The sequence below is a fragment of the Psychrobacter sp. AOP22-C1-C5 genome (assembly GCF_052378885.1).
In the GTDB taxonomy this organism is placed as follows: Bacteria; Pseudomonadota; Gammaproteobacteria; order Pseudomonadales; family Moraxellaceae; genus Psychrobacter.
Window position 1 is genome coordinate 64,818 of sequence record NZ_JBQSYC010000001.1, and the last position, 17,327, is coordinate 82,144.

General features: G+C 41.3%; 8 protein-coding genes. 5 read left to right on the forward strand and 3 right to left on the reverse strand.

The genetic code is table 11. The annotated features are described in order from the left end of the window. Nucleotides 1–10 precede the first annotated feature (10 nt). From ACT3TH_RS00270 to ACT3TH_RS00280, 3 genes are all read left to right on the forward strand, one after another. A complete protein-coding gene (locus ACT3TH_RS00270) occupies nucleotides 11–2,194 on the forward strand; it encodes a DNA primase (protein ID WP_444753859.1) in 2,184 nt (727 codons plus the stop codon). A gap of 610 nt (nucleotides 2,195–2,804) precedes the next feature. After that, nucleotides 2,805–4,727, forward strand: coding sequence for an RNA polymerase sigma factor RpoD (rpoD, locus tag ACT3TH_RS00275; protein WP_444753860.1), 1,923 nt, complete (start codon nucleotides 2,805–2,807; stop codon nucleotides 4,725–4,727). Nucleotides 4,728–4,971: 244 nt separating this feature from the next. Beyond that, nucleotides 4,972–5,502: a hypothetical protein gene (locus ACT3TH_RS00280; RefSeq protein WP_444753861.1), complete on the forward strand. Its 531-nt coding sequence runs from the start codon at nucleotides 4,972–4,974 to the stop codon at nucleotides 5,500–5,502. Between the two features lie 183 nt (nucleotides 5,503–5,685). Here ACT3TH_RS00280 and ACT3TH_RS00285 read toward each other — a convergent pair whose 3' ends face one another. The 3 genes from ACT3TH_RS00285 to ACT3TH_RS00295 all read right to left on the reverse strand — a co-directional run bounded on the left by ACT3TH_RS00285 (nucleotide 5,686) and on the right by ACT3TH_RS00295 (nucleotide 15,183). Further along, a complete protein-coding gene (locus ACT3TH_RS00285; protein ID WP_444753862.1) occupies nucleotides 5,686–5,991 on the reverse strand; it encodes a hypothetical protein in 306 nt (101 codons plus the stop codon). 1 nt (nucleotide 5,992) lies between these two features. Beyond that, nucleotides 5,993–13,066 (reverse strand): two-partner secretion domain-containing protein, encoded by a 7,074-nt coding sequence (locus tag ACT3TH_RS00290; RefSeq protein WP_444753863.1) that lies wholly within the window; start codon nucleotides 13,064–13,066, stop codon nucleotides 5,993–5,995. 356 nt (nucleotides 13,067–13,422) lie between these two features. Then, nucleotides 13,423–15,183 carry a ShlB/FhaC/HecB family hemolysin secretion/activation protein gene (locus ACT3TH_RS00295; RefSeq protein ID WP_444753864.1) on the reverse strand — a complete coding sequence of 587 codons (1,761 nt, stop codon included), beginning with the start codon at nucleotides 15,181–15,183 and terminating at the stop codon, nucleotides 13,423–13,425. A gap of 147 nt (nucleotides 15,184–15,330) precedes the next feature. Here ACT3TH_RS00295 and ACT3TH_RS00300 point away from each other — a divergent pair, with 147 nt between their 5' ends. Continuing rightward, nucleotides 15,331–16,257 (forward strand): bestrophin family protein, encoded by a 927-nt coding sequence (locus ACT3TH_RS00300; protein WP_444753865.1) that lies wholly within the window; start codon nucleotides 15,331–15,333, stop codon nucleotides 16,255–16,257. A gap of 230 nt (nucleotides 16,258–16,487) precedes the next feature. Further along, nucleotides 16,488–16,865 (forward strand): YbeD family protein, encoded by a 378-nt coding sequence (locus tag ACT3TH_RS00305; protein ID WP_444753866.1) that lies wholly within the window; start codon nucleotides 16,488–16,490, stop codon nucleotides 16,863–16,865. The last annotated feature ends 462 nt before the right edge of the window (nucleotides 16,866–17,327 follow it).

Consider the following 17,327-nt stretch of genomic DNA (forward strand, 5'->3'; position numbering starts at 1 on the left):
TGTTTTTTGTATGAGCATTCCTAACCATATTCTTGAGCAACTAAATAGCCAAGCTGACTTAATCAGTATTATTGGGCGTCATACTACGCTCAAACGAGCGGGAAACGAGTACAAAGGCTGCTGCCCTTTTCATGGCGAAAAATCGCCTTCTTTTTATGTCAATCCACAAAAAAACATTTATCACTGTTTTGGTTGCGGCGTCGGTGGCAATGCCATCAGTTTTTTGCGCGATTATGAGAGCTTAACGTTCATTGAAGCGGTGAATGAGTTGTCAAAACAAACAGGCATCGAAGTACCGCAAGAAGAGCAACAAAACGTCAGTTATCAGCGCAGTGCACCTAAACCTGCTACCCCGCCACCTGTGCCTAACCCGACTATAGCTCACCATAGCGTAAATCAAAATAGCGTAAATAACGATCACTTAAATCAAAGCAATGTAGCTCAGAATTCGCAAGCGTATGCAGATTCGCCTGCCTACGATGATAATAGTGGCTACGGGGATTATCCACCGTTAGGCGCTTATGACTCAGCGCCTTATCTAGCCGACTCGTATGGTTCAGAATATCAAAGCAGTAGTGATAACATCAGTGCCAATAGTGGCGACAACGGGTATCCACCTCAGTGGCTGACAGATAGTGATGAGATCACAGATCTGCACAGTATCAATAACCCTGCTGACGAAGATGGCAATTTATATGAGCTATTAGAGCAAATACAGCGGTTTTATCAGCACAATCTCACCACTCACCCTCATGCCAAACATTACTTTTTATCGCGTGGTATTACAGAAGAGATATTCGAGACCTTTGGTTTGGGTTATGCGCCATTCGGTTGGCAGCATCTCGAGCATCAGTTTCCGCAAGACATCGAGGGACTCAAAGCTCTAGGATTGGTGCGTCAATCAGAATCTGGGCGAGATTACGATCTCTTGCGTGATCGCGTGATCTTCCCCATTCGAGACAATCAAGGTCGTACCATTGGTTTTGGTGGACGTGCGCTCGACAACGAAGTAAAACCCAAATATATTAATTCCTCTGATTCTCCCGTTTTTCACAAGCAGCATGTGCTGTATGGCTACTATGAATCACGCCAGCAGCGCGCCAACAACTGGCTGGTGGTCGAAGGCTATATGGATGTGATCGCCCTTTACCAAGTGGGTATCTATGGTGCAGTTGCGTCCATGGGGACAGCGATTAATGAGAGTCAAATATCGCGACTGTTGACGCTCAATCCGACGTTGACCTTAAGTTTCGATGGCGATAGTGCCGGACAAAAAGCGGCTTGGCGTACGCTTGAAGTAGCCTTACCTGTATTGGCGGACGATAAAGAACTGCGGTTTTTGACCTTACCGAACAATCATGACCCAGATACTTTTATTAAAAGTCAGGGCAGCGATGCCATGCGTGAGCAGATCGCCAATGCCATGCCGCTGTCACAGTATATTTTTGCCTATTTGAGTGAGCGTTATGACTTAACGCTGGCAGAAGGTAAAGCCAAGCTGATGTCGCAAGTGCGCTCATTGACCACTGCTTTACCCAAAGGCAGTAGCTTTCGCTATCTACTTAATAACGATATTTATCAAAAGCTTGGCGGCAAGCGCAGTCAAAACGTTGAGGCAAAAGATGCACTGCTCGATTTTGATGGGGATATGACCATCAGTCAGCAGCTACAACTTTGTTTTTTGTTTCAGCCGCGGGCACTGATTGATGATCCTATCGACGTGATTTGGCAACGAGCTGGTATCAATGCCTTGCACTTACCTGCCCATATCAAACAAAAAGCGTCGCCTGATATCCTCCGTCCTGTAGCTTGGGAAGATTTAAAAGATACGGCTTTGATTGATATCGTCAGCACCATCAAACGATGTCTCAATTATTTGCCAAAAGATGCCAATGCTGCCGCGCATTTTGTTTTGTCCAATTTGAAATCAACCACCCAAGAAACGTTAAGCCGTAGTTGGGGCGGGTTTTATAAGACGTTGACGGCAAGGAACGTTTTGAGCTTGGATGAGCTGATCGAAAACTTGGTGATGCAGTTACTCAAACTGCATTTGCAAAAGAAAATGCAAGAGCTAATAAAGAATCCAGATCATATTAAGCTTGCGATTGTCCGTAAACAGTCTCAGTTATTAAATGATTGGTTACGTGCCCAGCAAGCGGAGCAGTCAGCGCAAATGGTCACTGTTCAATCTTAGCGCTTATATATAAATTGACTTAGCCATATCATTTTTGTCCTTATCTTATTTAGGATTGACTGTAGCCTTAATTTTTACTTCTAAAATGACAACCCTTTAAAAGTATCAAGACTGCCCCCACTATTAATAATTATGCCCAGTAGCGTGTACATCCTTTTTTGTTTTGCTGACGACCGATAAGCAGTAAAAGCAAATAATCAGCAAAAAATGGTGGGTAGGTATCACTACCTCGTGTTTGATTACAGCGGTCTGTGTTAAACTGTGTCGCTGTGTATTTGCAGCGTTGCTTGGTGAATGGCTATGCGCACCCACCGTTAAGCACGTTTTTATTATATTTTTTAGGAAATCGTTTTTTAGGCACTATTATTTTTATTTTTGAATAATATATTTTTAAACAGTGGTATTGTTTGGACCATGTTGTTTTGAAGCCTTTTTGAATGTTTAGCTGTTTTTAAGCAGTGTTTTGATCCTTTATTCATATCAACTCATTTTTGATATTATTGACAACCTCTACGCCCCATTTTGATCAATCGATTGATAAGATCAACGCGCCCAGCAAGCGATAGCGAGTCACAATATAAAAATGTCCGATGCAAGTAAGCGAGTATTTATGAACGATAAGTCAGTTTCTAAGTCCACATCTCAACTGGCCACCTTAATCCAGATGGGAAAAGAGCAAGGGTATCTCACCTATGCTGAGGTGAATGACCAACTGCCCGACTCTATTACCGAAAGCGATCAGATCGAAGATATTGTGCAGATGCTAACCGACGTTGGTATTAAAATCTTTGAATCTGCCCCCGATGCCGATGACATCTTGATGAACGATGATTCAAGTGATGACGATATGGCGGCGGATGAGGCAGCAGCCGTATTGGCTTCAGTTGAGACTGAGCCTGGTCGTACTACTGACCCTGTACGCATGTATATGCGTGAGATGGGTACGGTTGACCTACTCACCCGCGAAGGTGAGATTGCCATTGCTAAGCGTATCGAAGAAGGTATTCGTGATGTGCAGCATGCCATGTCATACTGGCCGGGTACGGTACAGTTCGTCCTTGATGAGTACCAAAAAGTACAAGATGGCGAGAAGAAACTCTCTGATGTCATCACTGGTTTCTTAGACCCTGAAACCGAAGAAGACAAGATTGCTGCTCAAGAAGCAAAAGAGGCGGCAAAAGAAGAGCGAGAGAGAATCAAAGAAGAGAAAGAAAACCCGCCTATCATCAAACCAAAAGCCAGTACCAAGGCATTGGCACTTGATGATGAGGATGAGGACGAAGACGACGTTGAGGACGAAGCTGAAGAAGAAACCAGCGGCATCGATCCAGAAGAAGTACGCTTGCGTCTAGAAGAGATCGAAAATTTATTTATCAAAGCCAAACAAGCCTTATTAGATTATGGCCGTGGTAGTGTCGAAGCTGATGACGCTTATGCTCTACTCGCTGAACGCTTTATGATGTTAAAGCTTAACAACCGCTTATCAGATCAAGTCATGGCTATCATGCATGACGTTTATGACGATGTGCGTAAGCAAGAGCGTCAAATCATGCGTTTGGTTATTCGTCGTGGTCGTATGCCGCGCGAAGAGTTCCGTAAAACCTTCCCAAGCAATGAAACCAACGTTGATTGGCTCATTGAGCGCATCAAAGGCAAGCCTGCGTTTGCTGGTACGCTAGAAAAAGTCACCGATGACGTTATCTTGTTACAACGTCGAATTCGTGACTATGAGCAGCAGCTCGACATGAAAATCCACGATATGAAAGATGTGGCTCGCCGTATGGCAGTTGGTGAAGCAAAGGCTCGCCGCGCTAAGAAAGAAATGGTTGAAGCCAACCTACGTCTGGTTATTTCTATTGCCAAAAAATATACCAATCGCGGCCTACAGTTCTTGGATCTGATCCAAGAAGGTAACATCGGTCTGATGAAAGCGGTCGATAAGTTTGAATATCGCCGTGGTTATAAGTTCTCGACGTATGCCACTTGGTGGATTCGTCAGGCGATTACCCGCTCTATCGCTGACCAAGCCCGTACCATTCGTATCCCTGTACACATGATCGAGACCATCAATAAGATCAACCGTGTGTCACGTCAGTTGCTACAAGAAATGGGCCGCGAGCCAACGCCTGAGGAATTAGGCGAACGCTTAGAAATGGACGAAGTCAAAGTCCGTAAAGTATTGAAAATCGCCAAAGAGCCTATCTCAATGGAGACGCCAATCGGTGATGATGAAGACTCGCATTTAGGTGACTTCATTGAAGACTCGACTATCTCAAGTCCTGTCGATGATGCAACATCAGCTGGCCTGCGTGAAGCAACTCGTGATGTACTAGGTAACTTGACTGAGCGTGAAGCGCGCGTATTAAAAATGCGCTTCGGTATCGACATGCCAACCGACCATACGCTTGAAGAAGTCGGTAAGCAGTTCGACGTAACCCGTGAGCGTATTCGTCAGATTGAGGCAAAAGCCCTACGTAAACTGCGTCATCCATCACGCTCTGAGCATCTGCGCTCTTTCCTTGAAAACGACTAATTTCTAGTAATCTAAATATAAAAGAGCCGAGTTTATCTCGGCTTTTTTGTGGGTGTTATAAAATCAAACCTAGATAAACTGACTATAGGTATTTCAACACGCTATTTAGATAAATTTTCATTACTTGTTAATAAAAACGTTACTGTTTTAAGGAGAAATAGGTAAACTATACCAGCTGTATTTTATCGACCGATGTTTTGAAAAATTAGCTATATTATCAGATAAATTCTATAGAGGATAAGTGATGAAGTGGACTGTATTGGTGTGTGCGTTACCCTTGTTGACCGCTTGTATGAGCATGAAAAATGTAAAAGAGTTACCAAGCGAGCTGATCTATCAGCCACCCGTATCAGGCACTAACGCAACGATTATGGGTAAAATGGAACCACGACATACCAAGCTTGTTGGTGATCGTATCGCCTATATCATGGAGATTGATGGTAAGCGTGTACCTAAAGATAAAAAAGAGACTTACAGCGATACTTGGGATAATATCTATCCGCTTACGACGGGTAAGCATACCTTGACCGTCACTTATCGCATGGCAGGGCACTATACTCTGCCTACTAAGATTATGTTTGATGCCAAAGCTAACACTAACTATCAGCTGGACTTCGCTACTGATATTGGTACTGCATGGTTTAGTAAAGACAGCTATGTCGACTTTTGGATCAAAGACAAAGCGACAGAAAAACCCGTGACCGAGGTGATGCGAACTGCGCCACCACCTGAGCCAAGGGTTGTTTCTTATCCTATTATTAGTAGTAGTAAGTAAATACTTTGATAAATAACTATATTAGAGTTTTTGTATAATTTATTGTCAGTACTTGGCACTTTGTTAATATTAATCAGCGAAATTTTGTCTTGCAATAGGCCTATTAGTCACGAAAGATTTTAAAATGTCAATCCGTTATATATAAACGGATATATTCGACTTAAAATTCTCTAATAACACTTTTTATTCTATTCTTGTAAAAATATCTTCTAAGCTTGCCGTAGGATTTTCGAATATATCTTCTAATGCACTAATCAATGAATCAACAGTAAAATCTTTAATAACTATTGAACTAGTACACCAAAAATAGTTATTAAAAACTGGTTCAACTGAATTCAAATAAAAGTCTATATGCTTGGTTGTAAACCCGCTCCCAAAGTATTTCTTATTATCGTAATACAGATTAAAATCAACCATTTCACAAAAATGATCACTAGTAAGTTCAAAATCCGAAGTTTCGATATGGAATAAGTCTGTTTGATACATCATATTATTTACCATATAAAGTTATTAATCTATTAATAACTGTTGATTGATTACCTTTTCCAGAATACCCTAAAATTTCCCAACTTGAACCGCTTTTTCTAGCATAAAGTCTTCCTCCATTGGCATGTCTAAACTCAGTAATACCATTGAATACCTTTGTGCCTACTCCAGGATTATTGTTGCCTTTACGAACCTGCTCTAACATTTGATTAATACCCTGACTTTCCTGTTGAGATAATTTTTTAGCTTCACGAAGTAATAAGGTGTCATTTTTTACCAAACTAGAGACTGTAACACACGTGTTATGAACCCAAACCCCATACGTACTATTACTGCCAGTTACAAAGTAAGTATTATCATTATTAACAGTCAAATTGTACGCAGATAAAGATTCTTCAGTTTGCCTAACACTTTGAACCACCTGCCACTGACCATCTTCAGATAATAACTTATAACCTGCTTTTAGATTGCTAGCATCTATCCACTGAGCGTTATTAATATTACCTTGATAGTTATGCCCTTCTGATGAAGATGGTAACGAATCACCTGTATTAACTTGAGTAAAGAAAGGATGGATTTTGTTAGAAACAATAGTTTGCGTATTGCCATTCTCATCTTCAATATTAATATATACGGTTTGACTATAAGCATTATTGTAATGCTGAGATACGCTTTGATAGGTCAACTTACCAGTTATCTCATTCTTGGACAATACCATATTACCGATTTGAACTTCAGAAATAGGCTTATAACCAGTAATCGTTTGAACTAACATATCTCCACGGAAAGAACATGTTTTAGCTACTTGTTTTGGTACCTCTATTTTTTTTGCCTTTGAAACAAACCTTGCTGCTTTTGCTGGTGGAAACCCTAATCCAACTAGAATTGCTGCTTTTTCTTTATCTGTACTAGCCTTATTATAATCTGCGTAAGATTGAAGAATACCTACAGGAGTAAGGACTATACCTACTGCGAAAGCATAAGCTTCTAATACACCTTCATTCAGGTTAGTATTATTTCCAAAATTATGATTATTTTTGACAGCTAAACTTGCACTATTTGCCGCTATATCAACGTCTACGTTTAGAAGAAGTGCAATAGCACCTGTTGTTAATTTCGATATATTCTCTATCCTATCCATTTCGTCAGGTGGTAATAGACCGAAAGAAAGAAATACTTCATCCTCTGCACTGGTAGCAAACTGCGCTATTGTTTCACCAACAGCAGCGCCAATAGCACCCGCATTGCAATCCTGCTTTTTGGCACTAGCGGTAGCACAGCCAACACCAGCAGCGACTAATTTGTGAGCCAAATTGCTCGCAAAGTCATCACCTTCGAAATCTTTTACAAACTTTCCGAACGTTTCAGCGGCAAATACATCAACCAATGCACCACGTAAGCTGTTTTTTAAAGCCTCTTCGAAGCTTGCACCATTAAGTGCCGCGTCAGCAACAGCATTGGTAACACCTGTACCGACACCGTTAGCAAGCTTTTGAGCAAAGGTGTCATTTACACTGCTACCAAGTCCTAATTTGGCACCTACACCTGCGGTTAACGCTGCAGTTGCCATATTGCGTATGGTATCGCTACTGGCCATATCTTTTAACGTTTTACTAATATCACCTTTATTATTAATAAGTGTAATAACTGCTTGCGTCTGCAAAGCAATACCAGCAGCATTGGTAGCTATCATGGATGCGGTAAGGCCGCTACCTGCTGGACCTGCTGCGATAGTAATAGCAATAGCGATTAAAGCTGCAGCCCCTGGCGTCAATCCTTCTTGCGTATAGTTCCAATTCTTTTGAATCAGGTCAACTTGTACCCAGTTGATATCATTGTTTTTATCAAGTGCTGCCAAATACTCATAACCCGGTTGTTTAGACAGATTGAGGGCGATTTTTCCTAGTTCTTCTGTGCCCTTTTGAATGCTAGCTTTAGCATCATTATTAACACTGACAGGAACGTCAATAGATACTTCTACTGGTTTACCGTTTGCATCTGTCATAGTCGGTGTTTGATTAAATTTAGGTAGGGAGGCCGTAGTCACAACACTGCCTTGGTCTACTGTCTTCATCCAAACCGTGCTTTCTTTTTCTTGGTTGTGAGTGGTTGTGATTTGATTAATGACAGTCGTTAATATGATTTTTGCATTAGCATCTGCGTATGTTCCAACACCAACTTGGATATTATCGCTATTTGAATTGAAGATGGCACCTTGTATGACTGTATTACCACCTGATTTGAGGTGAGTACTATCCGCAACCAATTTGGCAGGCAGTTGCGATAGCTCTTGTCTAGTATCGTTAGTATGCTCTTTGTTATAGCGAACGCCTAACCAGCTAGATTTTTTCTTAATATCAATAGTATTTTTATCAATATTTTCAACGGCATATATATATGAGGCATCACCAGCTTTCAAATTAATTTGGCCAGTAGATGCGTTGGCTGCTAGTTCTGAGCCGTAAACCCTAATATTACCGTCTGCATTTAAAGTAATATTATTGGCTTGAATGTCTGTAGTAACGGCATTGCTATTCTCAGAGGTCTTAGTGGTCGTCTTAGTTTTCTTTTTACCATACCATGAACGTGAGGTACTGGTGGCTTGAGAGCCGTCCATAAAGGCAACTTGTGAAGCTTCCAAGTTGATGTCACCTCGAGCAGCATCAATACGCACATCACCGTTCGTTGATTGAATGTCAGCGCTGTTTATATTCACGGCATTATTGTCAGTGAGAACTATTGAAGCTGAATTTAAAGGACGTCCACCTTGTGCCAGTATCTTTATGTCTTTATCTGCGGTAAGTTTCGGCTGATTAATGAGCTGATGATAAGAATAATTGGGTCCTGTTACCTTACCTGCTTTATTTACATCACCTTGCTGATAAATGTCTGCAAGCCCTGTGATACGAATACTGTCGTAGTTAATACCAATTGTCTTATCATTATCATCTTTCACTTCTACAGGTGCAAGATTGCCTTCTGCTGTAATAGTAATACCACCAGCGCTACTAGTTATTTCAGTGCCTTCAATTAATACGCCTTGCTTGGCAGTGATATTGATATCTTTGCTACCTGTTAATGAGCCAGTTTTGTGCTCGAACCCCGTTGATGCTTTTTTAGAGGTTTCGAGTGTTTGATTAAGATCGGCTATTAAAATTCTTAAGTCACTCTGCTGCGTCAAATAAGCTCCATACTCTTTATAAATAGTGCTTTCTATCATTCTAAGATATTGTGGACTATACTCCTTAATGAAACTTCTATCTTTCTGTAATACAGAAGCACAGTGGCTTTCTCCGCCACCAATCATGCCACCGTCCTCACATTGAAGCTTTACATGCCTCAGAAAGCCACGTGTTTGTGACTTATAATCTTCCTCCCATTTAGTATTATGAAATGACTGACTTAGCTCCGCTTTAGCCTTATCAATTTCAGCATTGATACTTTTAATCTTGTAAGGCGACACATAATTACTAAAACTGTTTTTAATAGCCTTTAACTCGACACTCCCATCAGTGGCAGTGATACTGATTCCAGCTGTAGTTACTGACTTGCCATCGACTAAAACGACATTACTTCCGCTAAATCCTTTCTTTGAAATGAGATCACTGCCTTCAATGACCACCTCTTTACCACTCAGATTGATATCACCACCAGCGGTTAGCTTCACTACTTTTTCAGAACCAAGTCCTTGCGTACCTTTATAGCCTTTTAGATAAAGCTGACCACCACGCGCCGCTAACGTTGCATCGCCTGCCGCTCCTAGAGTGACTCTAGTTGGATCAACGGTTAAGGTACCAGCGGCACTACTAATAATTAGATCACCGTTTAAAGTATTGGCAACTCTACCATCGCTTAGTTTGGTCGTATTTTTTGCAAGTTTTGCATTGCCTGTGGCATTGATATTTGTATTGGTGTTTAAGCCAATTGTACTACCGGAATTTATGATGACAGCGCCGCCAGTTATGCCTGTATTCTGATATGGCTGCCCCTCAATGCTATTTATCGAAACGATTTCATCTGCATGCAGTATTGTATCGCCTGCTATATGTTTTAAGCTATTACGCCACTTTGGTGTTTCCTGAGTCCCTACATTTTTGGCATAGCGCTCACCATTAGTGATTAACTGATTTTTACTATCAATTGTGAGATGTTGGCCAGAACTGATATCACTATTGTTTAAGCGCATTAAGTTGCCAGACTTCATCGTAGTTGATCCGACAGATTTAGTTTGACTGTCTATCACATTTAAATGATTGGCTGCATCTATGACTAGGCCGTTACCTGTCGTACCAGTTGCTGATAGCTCAGTACCTACAATATTGATATCGCCATCACCAAAGGTATTGTCCACACCTTTATCACTTTTTACAGTGCCTGCTGCTGTCGTTTTTAGCGCAATATTTTGCGCTACGATCTTGGGCGCTTTTGTTATCGTAATGCCTTTGTCTGCTTGGATAGTTAGATCGTTCTTAGCACTTATAGTGTGATTCTGATTTAAAGCAATCACCCCTTTATTCGCAAATTGGATATTGCCATTGATATTTTTGTCAACGTTGGTGCTAGCGCCTGTCGTGGTGAAATTAAGATTGCTTGATAAGCTATAACTTGAGCCTGCATTCAAAAGCATAGCACTGCCTTTAAAATCGGTATCTTTATGTCTCTGTAGTCCCGTACTATCCAAAATCAATACGTCGGCTGCCGTAAAAGTGTTTTGCTTGGTGCTGACATCATAATTGTTAAAAGCAACGCCTTCAGCATTTTTATCTAAGCGAGCGTTACTATAGATAGCCTGCTTGCTCTGTAGATTTAAGTTCTTTCCTGAGTCAATGCCAGTATCAATGATGGTTAGATACTTATCACTATTGACAGAAATATTGCCAGTATTCTTCAACTGACTGCTTGTAATATCCGTTGTTCCTTTAGACTTTGTATTGATACTACCTATTTGCTTGCTGTCTTTATTAACAGTAGTAAGTTGAGTAGCGGTTAGATTTTGTCCAGATTCAATCGCAATATTGTCTGTTGTGAGTTTGCTATTACCTACAATACTCACATCACCTGTAGCCGCTAATATCGTGCTATTCGCATTAGTATTCAGCTTATTGACATTTAGTGCCGCTTGATTTGCTATAGCAGTAATTGCACCTTTGGCACTATTTAAATTACTATTGGTAATCGTTGTATCTTTACCTTGGCTATTGATATAAATACCTTCGTTGGCATTGGCAGTCGTATTGAGTACCGTTGCTTGCTTACCTTGAACAATAAGCTGCTTACCAATATTAGTGGGTTGGCTTATATTTTTTAGGTAGGCCAGTTCTCCAGCTTGCATAGCAGCGTCGTTAGTGACTACAATGCTACCGCTGTTGTCGATAAGAGCATTACCACCTGCTTGTAAGATAAGATTCTCAGCTTTTGATATAGTGGTGCCTGAGCTAACGGTGGCATTACGATTAGCGCTAATGGTCAAGTTTTTTACAGCACTTACTTTACTGTTGTTACTAATGGTCGTATCAGCGATACGAGAATTGATATAGACATCACCGCTCCCAGCGACCGTCGCATTGTCAACCGTAGTACCACTTTTTGAGCTGATGTTTAATGCGGCAACGCCCACAGAAGTGCTACTAGTGTCCAAAAGACGTACATAACGATCGGCATCAATAGAGACACCGCCGTTTGATGCGATAGCGCTTTTACTATCGACTATCGTATCTAGGGTTGAATGTGTATAGATATTAGTTTGATCATCAATATTTTTATTACGAATATCTGAGATGTTTGATACTTTTAGAGTACCCCCAGCATCGATACGTATAATGTCTGGCATCAATTGTACGGCTGTTCCTGCACTATTCTTTCTAATAAGGCCTTTATTAAGGGTAATATCTTTATCGGCTTGCATATCAATCATGCCATAGCTGCCAATGGTGCCACTATGCTCAATACTCCCTGTCGTGCCTGTGGCATTGATACTCAATAAACTGGTCTGTGCTTTGGTAGTCTGTATAGCACCTGTGTTCTCAATCTTGCCTGAATTGGTCAGTACAATCTGCTGAGTGGCGTTGATAGTACCGGCGTTTCTAACACCTAAGCCGTTCTCCGTACCGACTAGATTGATAGAGCCTGCGTAGATACCACCAAGCGTACTGACATCGACTGCCAATGTCGGTACAGTGCCTGTCCCAGTGATTTTAGTCGCTTCGCCCGTGTCGTAATCAACAGTATTACTACCACTAACGATATTGACATCTTGATTGGCATGAATTTGACCATTGATTGTCACCGCCCTTGCTAGGACATCTACATAATTGGCTTGGTTTTTGTTTTTACCATCATATAGATCACCACCTAATGCATTGCCTGTCGCCGCATTATCAAACTGAATCTCACCTTGCTTGACATCAAACCCCGTTAGATTGCCAGCACTGTCAATCTTAGGTTTGCCAGTCGTTAGGGTTGCTTGATTGGCATTGATAAAGCCGCCACCTTGTATTTGCAAACCTGATGGGCTGGCAATGATGACGTCTGCGCGCTGTCCTGCAATCTCAAGATTGCCTTGAAACTTGGTTGGAGCGCTACTACGGACTTCGTTCAAGATAGTATTGGCAGCGGTTTTAGCCAGATATTGGTTGCCTGTGATAGCGCCTGCTAATTGGGTGTTCGCGACACCTATACTGTTGTTAAGTATAGCGCCATTAGACCCGATATCGAATTGGTTATAAGTGTTGTGAGACAAGCCGTTGCTGTTAGGGGTGCGGATATTAACAATAGGCGTGCCATTGGTTGCTTTTAAGAGTGCCGCTCGTTGGGCAGCTGGGACATTGCTAGCCGTATTTTGTATTTGGCTATTGGCGGCCTGAACCTGAGTGTAGATCATGCTTTGACAGCATAAAATTGCGACAGCCAAACGGCTATATGATAATTTTGTGCCTGATTGCGACTCTGATTTTATAGCGGTAGACTTCTTACTACTACCATTGCCCGCTGTCTTATTCTGGCTTTTCGTGATTTCACTTACGACCATGAACATCCCACGGGCTTTATTAAACACTACTCTATAGCATTGCTTGTTCATCTCAGGATCGCTCTTAAAAGTTGATAAATGTCAAAAAATGTAAGCGATTGTATCTATAAACTATTGTAAAGACTAGCGTTTTCTTCACAAATTTATAAGTTTTTTTAGATTTACTTAAAGTCTATTATTTTGATAGAAAAAGTGGGGGTCCAAATACTTATCTAAAAACTTTATATTATATAAAACATTGATTTTTATATTCTTTTATTATTGATGTTATAAATTAGTATGTGACTAGAGGGTTGGGCAAAAACTATAGACAATGCTGAAAAAACTGGCCACTACTATTATAATGGCCAGTCTTCTAGCTTGATTAGGACACTAATAGGCTCTATGAATATTTACCTAGCAAAAATCTAGTTGTAGATAGTTACTCTAAAACCACCAGTGGTGTCTTTATCGATGGACCGAGGCGCTTGGAGCCCTCTACCAATAAAGCCATCTATGCTTATATTACTTGCATATAGACGGGCACCGAGACTGGTGCTCATAAGATACTTCCCTGCTAGATACTGAGCACTGTCGCCACCAACCCAGCCTTGATCTAAGGTCACGTATGGCATCATGGTCACTTGACCCGTTAGCGGTACGATACGAGCGACTTCTTGTTGTAACAACATGCCATTTTCGCCTGACAGGCTCTGATCGTCGCTAAGCCCTTTAGTCGTGTACCGCCCGCCAATACTAAATCTATCCTGAGGGATAAGGGACTGCGGACTATATTGTCCGCGCCATTGAAATGTGTATTGGTAAGAAGATTGATCCACGTTAAATGGATGGCTTAAACTTACTTGGGCGTTCCAAATACTGGGCTGAGAGGTGGCCTCACTAATATAGCTTTCAGGTGCATCTATAGCCGATAATGCACCTGTCCCTTTTTGATATTGCAAGCTTGCTGTCATATCGCCTAAAGAGGTTTGGCGCTGATGCTCAATACCTGCCTTCCAGCCAGAGGTACGACGTCTTTGTACTTCAATTTCTTGGTCATCAAAATAGTTTTTTGAATTTTTATGATAGCCCTCTAAGCTGGCACTGGTTTTAGAGTAACGGTCTCGATGAATCAGCCTTTGTAGCCCAACCGAGCTTTGATTGGACTTACCTTTGTAGACGATGTCTTGGTTAAGACCCGCTAAGGTTTGATTAAAGTCATAGTCACTATAAAGCAATTGCAGTTGCCATTTTTTATAAGGGTAACGGTAGTTGACATAGAGACTATTATTATTAGAAAGCTGGTCTATGTCGTTCCAAGGATCTATAGAGTGGGTATAAGATAAGCTTAACGCATCATTCGCACTCAAAGGATTATCAATACTGGTGGTCAATGTGCCTTGGTACTTACCGGTGTCTTCATTTCCGGAGTCATCTATACTGAGTTGCCATTGTATGGGCGTAGTGCGTTTTTGAGCGACGACTAAGTCGCTACTGCCGTATTGCTCATCATCACTAGTATTGATGCTAGGTATAATATCAATATTTGTAATCGCCGATTGAGGCAAGCGAAAGTTCTCTAAACTGGTTTCAATGTCCCTTAGATTGATGAGATCGCCTTCTGAAAGCGTGAGCGCATTACTGATATTCGTTTTTGGGTGACCGTCTTCAGATCGCCATACCTTATGGAGTCGTCCTGGTATAATAGTGATGTTAAGGACACCACTTGTTAGATCTTGAGGTGCAATAGTCGCTTGAGTGGTGATAAACCCTTGTTTGATCAGCTCGTTTTGGACATTTCGCATGGCATAATTCAAGCCCTGCTGACCAATGCATTTGCCTAATATAGATCCTTGCCCATACTTTATAGGTCCCAAGATAGTAGCAAACTCTTTTTTAAGCTGCGATTCATCAGGGAGCTGAAGGCTGACTTGATTGATATTAAAGCAAGGGGTTTCACCAAGTGGTGGTTGTTTTAAGCTAGTGTCTAACGTGGGTTCACTGAGATTGACAAACGGTTTAGAGGTTTTATCCTCAAAATTTTCAAGCCGCTGCTGATATTGATTGTATTGTTGCTGCTCTATTTGAGTAAGGTCAGATTGAGCGTAGACGTGACAGGTCAGGCCACCTAAGCTGCATAATTGAATAGTTGTTATCAAAACAGGTTTTAGATGGTCAGCTAATAACATATATTTGTCTATAATAGAAAAGTAAACAATAATTGTATATTATTTATAACTTTTTTTATATTTTTTAATTGAGCGTTTTTAGATAAATTAGAATAGTCTTTTAGTATCATTACGTAAAATATATACACCCACCGCTAGGAAACTGACATGATTGTTCGGCAGCAACCCCACCCTTTCAAAATATTTTTCGCCTTTCGCGGTTCAATCATTCCAAAAATCTATCCGCAGGTTCTACTGGTTACTGTCCTCAGCACTGTCATCACAATTATTCAACATTGGGTCCCCGACTCCTTTCCTTATTATGGTACGGCAACTTTTACTTTATTAGGAATTGCTTTATCGCTGTTTCTAGGATTTCGGAACAATGCAAGCTACCAGCGTTGGTGGGAAGCACGAGGACTCTGGGGACAGTTGGTGTATGATTCGCGCAGCCTAACCCGCCAATTGCTCTCCTTTATAGATGACAAAGACGAGACTGGACATAATTCACAGAAAAGTATGGTGCATTTGACCATCGCCTTTGCTCATGCTGTACGCCACAGGCTGCGTGGTACTGAGCCTTGGCAGGATATCGAACGCTTCGTAAACCCTATCCATCACGTCAGCATGCGCCAAGCGCACAATTTGCCCGATTATCTCATGCGTTTGATGGGTAAACAGCTTGGGGATATTCGGCGTCAGCAGCTGACGTCAGAGCACATGGTACAAAATATGGACGAACGTTTGACGTCTATGACTATAGTACTGGCGGCCTGCGAGCGCATTCATAACACACCACTACCTTTTGCTTACATGCTATTGGTGCATCGCACGACCTATCTATACTGTATCATGCTGCCTTTTGGCTTGGTGGCGTCACTCGGCTGGGCGACGCCATTAATCAGCGCGGTGATTGCCTATACCTTTTTTGGTCTTGATGCGCTGAGCGAGGAGCTCGAAGAGCCATTTGGTTTGGCAGCCAATCAACTGCCCTTGCTGGCATTATCACGCACCATCGAAATCAATCTATTAGATGCCTTGGGAGAAACAAGTATTCCAACTGATATCGCGCCTATAAAAGGTTATTTACCGTAATCGTGTGATATGGCCCGTTGCACTGTTAACTCTCTAAGCCGTCACAGCACTTGAATAATCTCACATATGCCATTATAAAGAGGAAATAAAACAACTATCCTTAATAAAGACACCAATCTGAGCGCTGGGTTCTTAAAAACTGAGTATGTCTCAATATTTTGGCGTTATTAAAAGCAATATTAAGTGCGGTAGTTTATTAATTAATAATCCTACAAAAGTGAGGCAGCGTTATGAGCGATGATCCAAAAGACAATGACCAAAATCCGGCAAATAAAAGATCGGTTAATGTGACTGAATTGGCAACCAACCAAGCAACTTTAAAGGGCAAAAAGACTGATATCCAAAACCCTGAGCTTTGGGATTTCCCAATGAACTATCCTTTGAGTATCATTGGTCACGAAGGAGAGCATGAGAGCTTACTCAATGAAGTAAAGCTTATCTTGGGCAGTCAGTTCCCAGATTTTGATTTGGCCTCTATCGAAGTTAAACCGTCTAGAACGGGACGTTTTCACTCAGCACGCGTCAATCTATACTTAACGGCGGCCGATCAAGTAAATGTGCTTTATGCCTCACTTGATAATGCCAAAACCGTACGTATGGTTGTCTAAATATACAGCGCTTGTTTAAAAAACGTCAGTCCCTCTTTGTCCAAATCGTCACTCATATGGGTGGCGATTTTTTGTGGTTTGATGTACAATCTGCGCCCTCATTATTGCCGTCATCACGCGCTTTATCGGTCGATAATTTGTGAGAGAATAAAAAGCAAACGGCTAGCCAATTTTTACAAAAAATTTATTATTTTTCTGTTTTGCGCTTAACCCTTATCCCATCGTCCTTTGCCAAAATTTGGACACAGCACAACCTCGCAGCAACATAGTTTTACCCTAAAATCAATATAGTATTTTCAAAATTTTCCCGCTATATTGTGCCTACCTAATAACAAACACGCTATATGTAGTACTCAGTGATTTTAACCATCACCATGAGTAGTGGTAGCTTTTTGCCTAAAAAAACTGGCTGCCACAACCAAGCATTGTAGCGTTATAAAGAATGCTTGCCGAGTATGACTC

Excerpts from the sequence above, each read along its gene's own strand:
- ACT3TH_RS00295 (WP_444753864.1), bottom strand. The coding sequence starts at position 15,183 with ATGTTATTAGCTGACCATCTAAAACCTGTTTTGATAACAACTATTCAA.
- ACT3TH_RS00270 (WP_444753859.1), top strand. The coding sequence starts at position 11 with ATGAGCATTCCTAACCATATTCTTGAGCAACTAAATAGCCAAGCTGAC.
- ACT3TH_RS00305 (WP_444753866.1), top strand. The coding sequence starts at position 16,488 with ATGAGCGATGATCCAAAAGACAATGACCAAAATCCGGCAAATAAAAGA.
- ACT3TH_RS00280 (WP_444753861.1), top strand. The coding sequence starts at position 4,972 with ATGAAGTGGACTGTATTGGTGTGTGCGTTACCCTTGTTGACCGCTTGT.
- rpoD (WP_444753860.1), top strand. The coding sequence starts at position 2,805 with ATGAACGATAAGTCAGTTTCTAAGTCCACATCTCAACTGGCCACCTTA.
- ACT3TH_RS00300 (WP_444753865.1), top strand. The coding sequence starts at position 15,331 with ATGATTGTTCGGCAGCAACCCCACCCTTTCAAAATATTTTTCGCCTTT.
- ACT3TH_RS00285 (WP_444753862.1), bottom strand. The coding sequence starts at position 5,991 with ATGATGTATCAAACAGACTTATTCCATATCGAAACTTCGGATTTTGAA.
- ACT3TH_RS00290 (WP_444753863.1), bottom strand. The coding sequence starts at position 13,066 with ATGAACAAGCAATGCTATAGAGTAGTGTTTAATAAAGCCCGTGGGATG.